The organism is Ureibacillus endophyticus, from assembly GCF_003628435.1.
Classification (GTDB): Bacteria; Bacillota; Bacilli; order Bacillales_A; family Planococcaceae; genus Ureibacillus; species Ureibacillus endophyticus.
In genome coordinates, this window is the sequence record NZ_RBZN01000070.1 from 1 (window position 1) to 10,114 (window position 10,114).

Here is a 10,114-nt window from a genome sequence, read left to right on the forward strand (position 1 = left end):
TTGGATTTGGATGGTTTACTACCGCCCAACCATTATAAAGGCTTTTTTTGTGCGAAGAATATATTTCAGAAAATTCAGTTTTAATAAAGGTGTCAAATTATTTTAATGCGACGCTAATGATTGGTATTAATAATAAATAAGACGAATTACAATGTCAACTATTTTTATAAGAATTGTCAGTTTAGTTATTCATTATTTATTTTGTCGTTTATTCACTTCAATCCGAATGAACTCTGGTAAATAGTTCGGTGTACATCCTTTTGATACATGTTCATCCTTGTAAAGACCCGTTCTCTCCCCTATTTTAATACAACGCTCACGATAATTTTCATCATAAACGCCTATCCAGCCCGCTAGAAAATTCATCGCCCATTGAACTTCCGGTTCTTCCTGCATCATCGTAGCTTCTATTGTAGCGAGTAAGTCTTCAGTGTTATCTGGCGGTGTTTGACCAGTCCATCTCAAACGCCCTTGATAATACCAAAACGTTCGTCTTTGAAGTGCTGAGGGACTATTTTCCCATGACTCCATTAATGCAATTAACTTCTTATCTTTTGTGAGTTGATTCGCCATCAACCAATCCATTAAAGTATTTCGTTCAACAAAAGTGTGTATCAACATATCCTTACAAAGTTTATCTAGCACATCTGATGTAAGAAGTTTTTTATCCATAATTAAAATTGCTAATAGTCTAGGTAAATGCTCTTCCGTTGACCAAAGTTCCATTGCAAGTTCGTGATCTTTTTTAATTTCTTTTGCGATTTTTCGTAAGTCGCCAAGCTTTGTATTACTGTTGATCTGGGAAAGTATGGTTTCTACTTTTGTAGAAATCATGTTTATTCAGCTCCTTTATAAAGCTTTGTTTCGTTAATTATCATCAATAAGTCCATTATATACAAGAGTCTAGACCTATGGCAGAAAGAAACGCCCTTCCACCCAGTTTAGAGAGCCGCTGTAACGGGTACTTCCAGTAGGAACACTATTTCCAAAACAACTAATATTCAGTCACTACTATATTACGATTGAATTATGGCTATCTCTTTAGAGCGTCCCTTTCTTATAAAGTCTGTTTTTCTATGAGACCACAGATGGTAGACAGCTAAAATGAATTAAAACTAGAAAAATAGTTCATGCGGAAGGAGTAAAAAGATGAAAGTTCAAAACTATGAATTGGCAAAGAAACTACGTCATGAATTACATCAACATCCTGAGCTTTCTAATGAAGAAGTTTGGACGAAACAATATTTAATGGAGTTTTTAAAAGCAAACACAAATCTAGAACTTGTCGATAAAAGAAATTGGTTCTACGCCATTTATCGTGCAGGAGTAAACAAACCAAACATTGCATTCCGTGCAGATTTTGACGCATTACCAATGGATGAAGTCATTGATCTACCATGGGGATCAAAAATTCCAGGAACTGCTCACAAATGTGGTCATGATGGACATTCAGCAACTCTCGCAGGATTGGCCTTAGAAATCGATCAAGAAGGAGCAGATCAAAACATCTTTTTCCTTTTCCAGCCAGCTGAAGAAACAGGAGAAGGTGCCATTCAATGTGTTGAACTCATTAGAGAACATCAAATTGATGAAGTTTATGGCTACCATAATATGAGTGGCTTACCATATAAGTCAGTCGGCATTATGGATGGGACAATCATGTGTGCATCAAAAGGAATGACAATCCATTTCGAAGGTATTCCAGCCCATGCAAGTCAGCCAGAAACAGGAATCAATCCTTCTTTTGCAATCGGGAATATTCTTGGGGCAATTCCTAAATTCACTTCCTTTGAAAAAAATGAGGGGCTAATACTATGTACAGTTGTACAAATTGATGTTGGAGAAAAAGCTTTTGGGATTGCTGCATCAAAAGGTGACCTTCGAATGACAATCCGTGCTCTTTACGAAGAAGAACTGGACCGTCTTCAAAAAAACCTAGAAAACTATGCAAAAGAGCAAGCAGAAGAACATGGTTTAAAGGTGAGTTTTGAGTATAACGATGAATTCCCAGAAACAGTAAATCATAAAGAAAATGCAGATAAAGTTCGATTTGTCGCAAAAGCAAATGGAATGAAATTAGTAGAATTGCATGAAGCCATCCGAGGTTCCGAAGACTTTGGATATTATACGAAGTTAACAAAAGGAGCGTTTTTCTTTATCGGAAATGGTGAAGATTATCCACATATTCATACAGATGAATATGACTTCCGTGATGAATTAATTAAAACGGGAGTTGAACTATTTAAAGGATTAGTAAAATTATAAAAATCGTAAATTGAAACAGTAGAAAGGAAGATAATAAAATGACCTCCGAAATTTTTAAAATACCAACACCAACAAACAAGCTAGATTATACTTATGCTCTAGTTACAATAGAAAGAGAATCTTTAATAATCAAAATTAAAACAATAATCAAAATCACAGTATGTTATATCAAAAATAAAAGGTTCTCCAAATAAATAAGGAGAACCTTTAAATAAAATTTATAGTCTCTTAGTCGCTTCTTCCAAATAATCGTTTTTCATTAAAAGGTTAGTACTGGTTTAATCGCTTTCTTTGATACCCCATCTTCAAAAGCTTGTATGCCATCACTAAAAGGATATTCGGTAATAAATGGTTTTATATTCAATTTCCCTTCAGCTAATAAGGTTAAAGCTTGTTCATAATGCTTCCATGTTGAAGTATAACTTGTATACAAGGTTATCTCTGCTCGTACTAACTTTGTAAGATCTAAGTTTAATGGTTTCGAATAAATTCCAAAAACAGTAAGGATGCCTCCTCGTTTTAAAATTGTTATTCCCGTTTCTACTGCAGGAATTGCACCAGAAGCCTCTAGAACCACATCTACTTCTGAACTTCCCCAATGAATTTCTAATTGTTTTTTTACATCTTCTTTACTAGAATTAATCGCTAAAAAATTCATTTCTCGTGCTATTGGTAATCGAGATTCTTCATCCAAATCAGTACCAATAATAGCCACTTTAGCTGCACCTTTTAATAAAGCAGCTTGTGCGGCAATTAAACCTTGAATACCAGGACCAAATACCACTACACGATCACCTGGGACAATTGGACAATGATCGAATACTGCATTTAAGCTGACCGAAATAGGTTGTGCGACAGCACCTTCTTCAAAAGAAACTTCATTAGGTAGATGATGTAAAGTATATTCAGGAACTGCAATATACTCAGCCATTGCACCATTAAAATGCAGCCCTGTCATTTTTGAATTTAAGCAAATATCTGTCAATCCTATTTTGCAATTTTTACATACTCTACAGTAACGATTAGATTCACCCATAACCCGTTCACCAATTTTATAATTAGTAACGTTTTTCCCCACTTTCTCTACCACACCACTAAATTCATGGCCTAAAATAACAGGGGTTTGGATAAATTCATAACCAGCTGAATATTCATATACATGTAAATCGGTTCCACAAATCGCTGTTTTACGAATTTTTACTAAAACTTCATCGTCCTTTACACCTGGTATTTCAACATCAAACAAGCCTAAACTTTTCTCCTGCTTTTCAGTTTTAACTATAGCCTTCATACTAACACCTTCTTTACTTGAGGAAATAAGCAACAATATAATTTATAAACTTCTAGCTCAGTTGCTTTACGTTTATTGTTTGGATAAGTCCCCTTATCATTCAGTGCATCTTTAGTTAACCTATTTAGATCTTCTTGCGTAATATGATCACCTAAATAACTAAAGTCTTCAGGAATATCAACAGATTTTGTAAAGGCTTTTAACTCTTCAACCAGTTTGTTCGCTGCTTCTTTTAATGAAAGCTCTCTATATTTTGAATTAAACAAATAAGAAACTTCCGCATATTTTCTATAATCCGAAATTAAGTTAAATTCTATTACTTTTGGTAATATAATAGCATTTGCTAAACCATGTGGAACATGAAAATGTGACGTCATTGGGTGAGAAAGTGAATGTACTAACGCAGTACCTGTCATTGCAAACGCCATTCCAGCAATCGTACTGCCAAGTAATACTTGCGCCTTTGCTTCTTCGTTTGTCGGATCTGCATAAGATTGCGGTAAATATTCGATTATCATTTTCATAGCACCTATTGCTAACGCATCACTAACTGGTTGCGATTTATTATTTACATAAGACTCAATCGCATGAACTAAAGCATCGATACCTGTTGCAGCAATATGTGGTTGTGGTAATGTAAATGTCATTGTAGGATCGATAAAGGCATACGTTGGTATAACATATGGACTAGCTAAAACAAATTTTCTTTTAGCTTCTTCATCTGTTATTACAGCAACATTTGTTACTTCACTTCCTGTACCAGCAGTTGTCGGAATAATAATCGTCGGTGGTAGAGGCCCTTGTATAGGTTGCATTCCCCGACCATAATTATTTAGATTTCCTGGATTCACTACACCTACAGCTACACCTTTAGCAGCATCAATACTACTTCCTCCACCAAGGCCTATAATCAGTTGACAATTGTTTTGTAAATACATATCACGTGCTTCATGAACTGCCTGTAATGATGGATTAGGCTCAACTTCTGCATAAACGCTTACATCTAATCCTTGTTCTACTAAAATATTTTTTATTTTCTCTACCACACCCACTTGTTTTAAACCTTTATCACTAACTAATAAAACTTTTTTTATATTCATATCTTTAATGGTTTCAGTTAAACTTGTTTCAATAATATTTCTTCCATACTTTAAGACTGTTGGGAAAAACGTTGAAAATTGCTGATTAATTAAATTCACATTCATCACCCATTATTATGAAATATTTGTTGAAATAAATTTCGTTTCAAGATATTCTGAAATGCCATGACCGCCTTCTCTACCTACGCCACTTTCTTTAAATCCGCCAAATGACCCTTCTGTTGCAAAGGGATATGGGTCATTAATGCCAATAATACCGAATTGTAATTTTTCAGCTACTCTATATGCTCTAGATAAATCTTGTGTAAAGAAATATGCTGCAAGTCCATACTGGGTATTATTCGCCCGTTCAAGAACTTCCTTCTCATCACTAAATTTAAAAATAGGCGCAACTGGACCAAATGTTTCCTCATATGAAATTTTCATATTATCAGTTACATCTCGAATAATGGTAGGTTCAAAGAAATACCCCTTGGTCTGCTCTACACGCTTTCCTCCTGCAACTAATACTGCTCCTTTGACTAATGCATCATCAATATGTTCCTGCACTTTTTCTATCGCCTTTTCGTTAATCAATGGCCCAACATCTGTCGACTCAGATAAACCATCTTGTACCACTAACTTGGAAGTTGCCGCTTTGTAAAGTTCTACAAATTCATCATAAATCTTTTCATGCACATAAAATCTATTTACAGATGTACATTGTTGTCCCGCGCATCCAAATTTTATTGTCAACGCTCCTTCGACCGCTGCCTTCAAATTAGCATCTTCAAATACGATATAAGGTGCATGTCCACCAAGTTCCATTGATATGCGTTTCATTGTATTTGTTGCCTTATTTGCTAATTCTTTTCCAATTTCAGTAGACCCTGTAAATGTAATTTTTCTAACTTCATTACTTTCAAGGAGTGGCTCTGTCACTTCACCAGCTGGTCCAATTAATAAATTAACAACACCTTTTGGTAATTCGCATTCCTCAAAAATTTTAAACAGTTCAATCGCACTCATTGGCGAAGCATTTGAAGGACGTAAAATAACTGTACAGCCTGCTGCTAATGCTGGCGCCAACTTTCGAGCACCCATCGAAAGTGGGAAATTCCATGGTGTAATGGCTGCAACAACACCAACAGGTTGTTTAATTTCCATCAGTCTCTTTCCTTGTTTTGGTGAAGGGATAACTTCTCCATATGTTCTACGAGCTTCTTCTGCAAACCATTTAAAAAATGAAGCTGTACTTTCAACTTCATAACGGGCATTACGAATTGCTTTACCCATTTCTTTTGTAATTGTCTGTGCTAAAATTTCTTTCTTCTCAAGAATTTTAGATGCAACTTTTTCTAAATAAATAGATCTTTCCAATCCCGTTAAGCCTGACCAACCATCAAAGGCATCAGCAGCTGCTTGAATCGTTTTTTCAGCATGGTCTTTTGTTCCCTGTGAAATTTGGGCAAAAACTTCTAATGTTGAAGGATTAATTACCTTTAATTTTTTATCTGTTACAATCCACTCATTATTAATATACATATCATGTCCTCCTACTAAACTTGTAATCTAAAAATTTCAATTTCTTCTTATTAAAATTTATTTAACAGTAATTACTTCTTTCTTTAAATGCGGCATTACTTCAGTACAGAATAGTTCTAGAGATCGCATTACTTTCTCTTGAGGAATTGCACGAGTAAAGTTATACAATACCAAATGTTGGCATCCCGTTTTATTTACTAAATTTTGAATTTTTGCAAGTACTTGTTCAGGTGTACCAACAATGCAAAATTCACGGTCTACTAATTCATCATATTCACCTGTTAGTTGGTCCAACGTTTCTCCTTCGCGCAAATTAGATGCATCAAACCCATCTGGACTGAACCATTTTTTCCAGATAAATCCAGCTCCTTTCTCTTGCCAATACTTTGCCTCTTCTTCCGTGTCATATACAAAAACATCACGAATTAAGGCAATGCGTTCACCACGTTTGCGGTTGTAACCATGTTTATTTGCCTCATCAACGTATGCGTCAAATAATTTATTAATAACTTTGTAATCTGTATGAATGATTACAGGTAATGCACCACGAGCAGCGGCCCAACGAATAGATGATTCACTGGAAGGGAATGGGTGCCACAAATCAAATGTTTCTTGATACGGTAATGGGACAATACCCACTTCTTCGAGAATGCCATCTTCATTTAAACCCTCTTGGTAATCTTTATAGCTATAGTCAACTGGCACCGGAATATGATAGTTTGGACTATAATGGCTAAAAGTACCGCCTTTCCATGCTTTTTGGATTATGTCAAAGAAATCTTCGAACACTTCTTTATTGCGAATATTTTCTATTGGATCCTTATTAGAAATTCCTACATTATTTTTTTGTGCCAGTGTTCGAACCCAACGTTCTTGGTAACCCCTGTCAAACGCAGCAAATGCCCTTCCCTGTAACATTTGATCTAGAATTGCTAAATTTTCAGCCAAACGGATAGGGTCATGAGTAGGTAATACGTTACCTAATTGACCTATTCGAAGGTTCTTTGTTTGTAAACCTAAATACAATCCAAGCATTATGGGATTCGTTGATACTTCATAACCCTCCACATGAAAATGATGTTCAGTAAAACAAAGTCCATGGAAACCGTGTTTATCAATATACTTTGCTTGTTCAGATAAATCTTTTAATAGTTCTTGATAAAGTTTGCGATCTTGCCCTGCAAAACGTCCCATATGTTCTACTTCTTCTCGTCCAGCTATTACGGGCAAATAAAACATAGAAAACTCCATTGGACCATCCTCCCTTAGACCATGACTTTTATTTGAAGGCTAATTAATATAAAGCAATCTTTGTGCCAACTAACTTTGATATCTAACACAGAGCTTTATAGCTTTTTCTTGAAAAAAATCTGTTTTGATCGTGAAGAATTTTTGTCTACACATGAGACACCCGAACAGATTTGTCTCAAAATGAGGCACAAAGAAGCTATTCGGACGACCGAATAGCTTTTACGTTTATAATTGGTTCAATCACTCATTCAAATATAGCTTTTAACACTTATTATTTAAGGGAATTATCAAATGTTATTAAAAAATTCTTCATTTAATTCATGTACAAATAAATTAGGGAAAATTAGCAAAAAAATACTATTGATTACATAGAAGTTTTTGTAATATTATATATTTAGATAAAAAACAAACATCTTAATTTGTTAGGAACGTTCTAGAATCGCGTTTCTCTCTTTCATAGATACCCCTAACAATCCCACTGAAATTGTTATCTTAGAAATCTTTTTATCTCCAAAAGAAAAATGCTCCAATTAAGTAAGATGGTTTATTTCCATCTGGCTACTAAATTAGAAGCAATTTAATATAAGTAAACGTTTTCAATTTTTAATTATTTAAAATATTATCTTTCTCTAAATCATATTTTTTTAACTTTCTATATAATGTAGCTCTCGAGATATTAAGTTTTTTAGCTACTTGGGTTAAATTCCCATTATATTTTATCATCGCATTAATAATTTCCTGTTTTTCTAACTCATCGATTGTTTTTAATAATATTTTTGAATTATCAATCACTTGTCTCTCACTATCGGACAAGACACTGGCTACTAGATTAGAATCGATGATATTATCCTGTGCAAGTATTACTAAACTGTAAATTTTATTTTCTAGTTCTCTTACATTACCAGGCCAATGATAATTCCGTAACTGTTTCATTGCCTCAGCTGAAACGGAGATATTCTTATTTTCTTGCTTATTATACTTATCTACAAAGAAGTGGATCAATTGTTCGATATCTAATTCACCACGTTCTCGTATAGGTGGTAATTTTAAAGAGACGACATTTAATCTAAAATAAAGATCTTCTCTAAATTTTTTTTCTTCTACTGCGCTAATTAAATCTACGTTTGTTGCTGCAATTACCCTAACATCTATTTTTTTTGCTTGCTTGCCTCCTACTCTAAAAATCTCTTTTTCCTGTAAGGCACGTAGTAAATAAACTTGCTGTTCTAATGGCAGCTCACCTACTTCATCTAAGAAAATAGTACCTGTATCAGCCAATTCAAACTTACCAAGTTGTCCACCTTTTTTAGCACCTGTAAAAGCTCCTTCTTCATATCCAAATAATTCACTTGCAATTAATTCTTTTGGAATAGCACCACAATTTACTGTAATAAAAGGTTTACCTGCTCTTGAACTACTATCGTGAATTGCTCGGGCAAATAATTCTTTCCCTGTACCTGTTTCACCTAAAATTAAACATGTAGCATTTGAACTAGCGACTTTTTTGGCCATACTTACGACATTTTTCAAACTCGAACTCTCACCGATTAATTTATCAAAAGGTGAATCTTGTTCTTTCATTAATAGTTCAAAACTACATTTTTTTATTTTCAAAACCCATCCTAAAAGCTGATTGTTCTCTCTCAACTGCTTTAAATAAATTTTCACCTTCAAACCACTACTCAAGTAATCTACATATTCTACTTCTAAATCGGACAAGAGCATATAAAAGTTTAATTTAGGAATATCAAGATTTTGAACATAATTGATTTGTTCAATTTTTTTGAAATTATTATCTACAATTGTTCGATTAATATAGCGATTTAAAATTTCTCCATTCTCATGAATCAATAAAATATTATCGTATTCTGTATCTATCTCAAAAATAAATTTATCATTCAGTAATTTTATTGTCTGCAATGTGTAATATTCCATCTTATTCGAAATAGATAATGTTGCTGCTTTAATTAAGCTAAATACATGTGGGGATATTGAATCTAAATCACCTGTTAAATCTAACACACCAAAAATATTATGGTCATGGTTATTTTTTAACGGAAATGCATAACAAAATATTTCGTGAAACATTTTCGAGTAATGTTGTGGACCTACCGTTAAAATTGGTTGTTTATGTTCAATTGCTAGTTCTACAGCATTTGTTCCAGCTACTTCTCTACTTAAGTTTGCTCCTATTTTATTATTTATCTTTGATAAATTATCTATTGTAATTTCATCTCCATATAAATTTAAAAGAATTGCATTCTCGTCAAATATCTGTATTACCGAGTTACTTCCATGTAAATATTCTGCAATTTTACTTACAGACTCATCAACAATGTCTACAAATAGCTTTTGTTTCAAAGATCTTTTATGTGGTTTTAATGTTAATGTGCTTTGTAAAAAATTCACTGAATTATTTTTACTCGCCCTCCAAGAAGCAGCTATTATCTCCGGTACCTCTGGATTAAGTTGATCCATTTCCACAAAACTTCCCCAATATTCCGAAAATTTATCAAATTCAGACTTTTTGAATTTCAATTCTACCCCTCCCCTTAGTTAACTTCGTATTGTCAAAACTTATATATATAAATCGCTAATAATCGTTGGTTTTACAGTCTTTTATGCAAAAAAACTTGCCACCCCCTGAATTTTGATGTTAGTTGAGGTTACCACACCACACAAC

Annotated in this window: 7 protein-coding genes; 1 reads left to right on the forward strand and 6 read right to left on the reverse strand. The window is 33.9% G+C overall.

Annotation, left to right across the window (positions count from 1 at the left end; translation table 11 throughout):
- Positions 1 to 192: 192 nt before the first annotated feature.
- Positions 193 to 834, reverse strand: a complete 642-nt coding sequence (locus D8M03_RS16450; protein ID WP_121215886.1) for a DNA alkylation repair protein — start codon at positions 832 to 834, stop codon at positions 193 to 195.
- 315 nt (positions 835 to 1,149) lie between these two features.
- On the opposite strand from D8M03_RS16450, the gene D8M03_RS16455 reads away from it, so the two are divergent.
- Complete coding sequence (locus tag D8M03_RS16455) at positions 1,150 to 2,265, forward strand: M20 metallopeptidase family protein (protein WP_121215887.1); 1,116 nt, start codon at positions 1,150 to 1,152, stop codon at positions 2,263 to 2,265.
- A 259-nt stretch (positions 2,266 to 2,524) separates the two neighbouring features.
- Here the strand turns inward: D8M03_RS16455 and D8M03_RS16460 are convergent, their stop codons facing one another.
- The 5 genes from D8M03_RS16460 to D8M03_RS16480 all read right to left on the reverse strand — a co-directional run bounded on the left by D8M03_RS16460 (position 2,525) and on the right by D8M03_RS16480 (position 9,969).
- A complete protein-coding gene (locus D8M03_RS16460; RefSeq protein ID WP_121215888.1) occupies positions 2,525 to 3,556 on the reverse strand; it encodes a zinc-dependent alcohol dehydrogenase in 1,032 nt (343 codons plus the stop codon).
- The gene (locus D8M03_RS16465) at positions 3,553 to 4,755 is read right to left on the reverse strand and encodes an iron-containing alcohol dehydrogenase (RefSeq protein WP_170148483.1); all 1,203 of its coding nucleotides are present in this window, start codon (positions 4,753 to 4,755) and stop codon (positions 3,553 to 3,555) included. Before D8M03_RS16465 ends, D8M03_RS16460 begins: the two co-directional genes overlap by 4 nt.
- 15 nt (positions 4,756 to 4,770) lie before the next feature.
- The gene (locus D8M03_RS16470) at positions 4,771 to 6,180 is read right to left on the reverse strand and encodes an NAD-dependent succinate-semialdehyde dehydrogenase (protein ID WP_121215890.1); all 1,410 of its coding nucleotides are present in this window, start codon (positions 6,178 to 6,180) and stop codon (positions 4,771 to 4,773) included.
- A 57-nt stretch (positions 6,181 to 6,237) separates the two neighbouring features.
- A complete protein-coding gene (locus D8M03_RS16475; RefSeq protein WP_121215891.1) occupies positions 6,238 to 7,431 on the reverse strand; it encodes an LLM class flavin-dependent oxidoreductase in 1,194 nt (397 codons plus the stop codon).
- A gap of 603 nt (positions 7,432 to 8,034) precedes the next feature.
- Positions 8,035 to 9,969, reverse strand: a complete 1,935-nt coding sequence (locus D8M03_RS16480) for a sigma-54 interaction domain-containing protein (protein ID WP_121215892.1) — start codon at positions 9,967 to 9,969, stop codon at positions 8,035 to 8,037.
- Positions 9,970 to 10,114 lie beyond the last annotated feature (145 nt).

What these genes read in the sequence shown, in the direction of transcription:
- D8M03_RS16460 (WP_121215888.1), bottom strand. Translation starts at nt 3,556, where the DNA reads ATGAAGGCTATAGTTAAAACTGAAAAGCAGGAGAAAAGTTTAGGCTTG.
- D8M03_RS16475 (WP_121215891.1), bottom strand. Translation starts at nt 7,431, where the DNA reads ATGGAGTTTTCTATGTTTTATTTGCCCGTAATAGCTGGACGAGAAGAA.
- D8M03_RS16455 (WP_121215887.1), top strand. Translation starts at nt 1,150, where the DNA reads ATGAAAGTTCAAAACTATGAATTGGCAAAGAAACTACGTCATGAATTA.
- D8M03_RS16470 (WP_121215890.1), bottom strand. Translation starts at nt 6,180, where the DNA reads ATGTATATTAATAATGAGTGGATTGTAACAGATAAAAAATTAAAGGTA.
- D8M03_RS16450 (WP_121215886.1), bottom strand. Translation starts at nt 834, where the DNA reads ATGATTTCTACAAAAGTAGAAACCATACTTTCCCAGATCAACAGTAAT.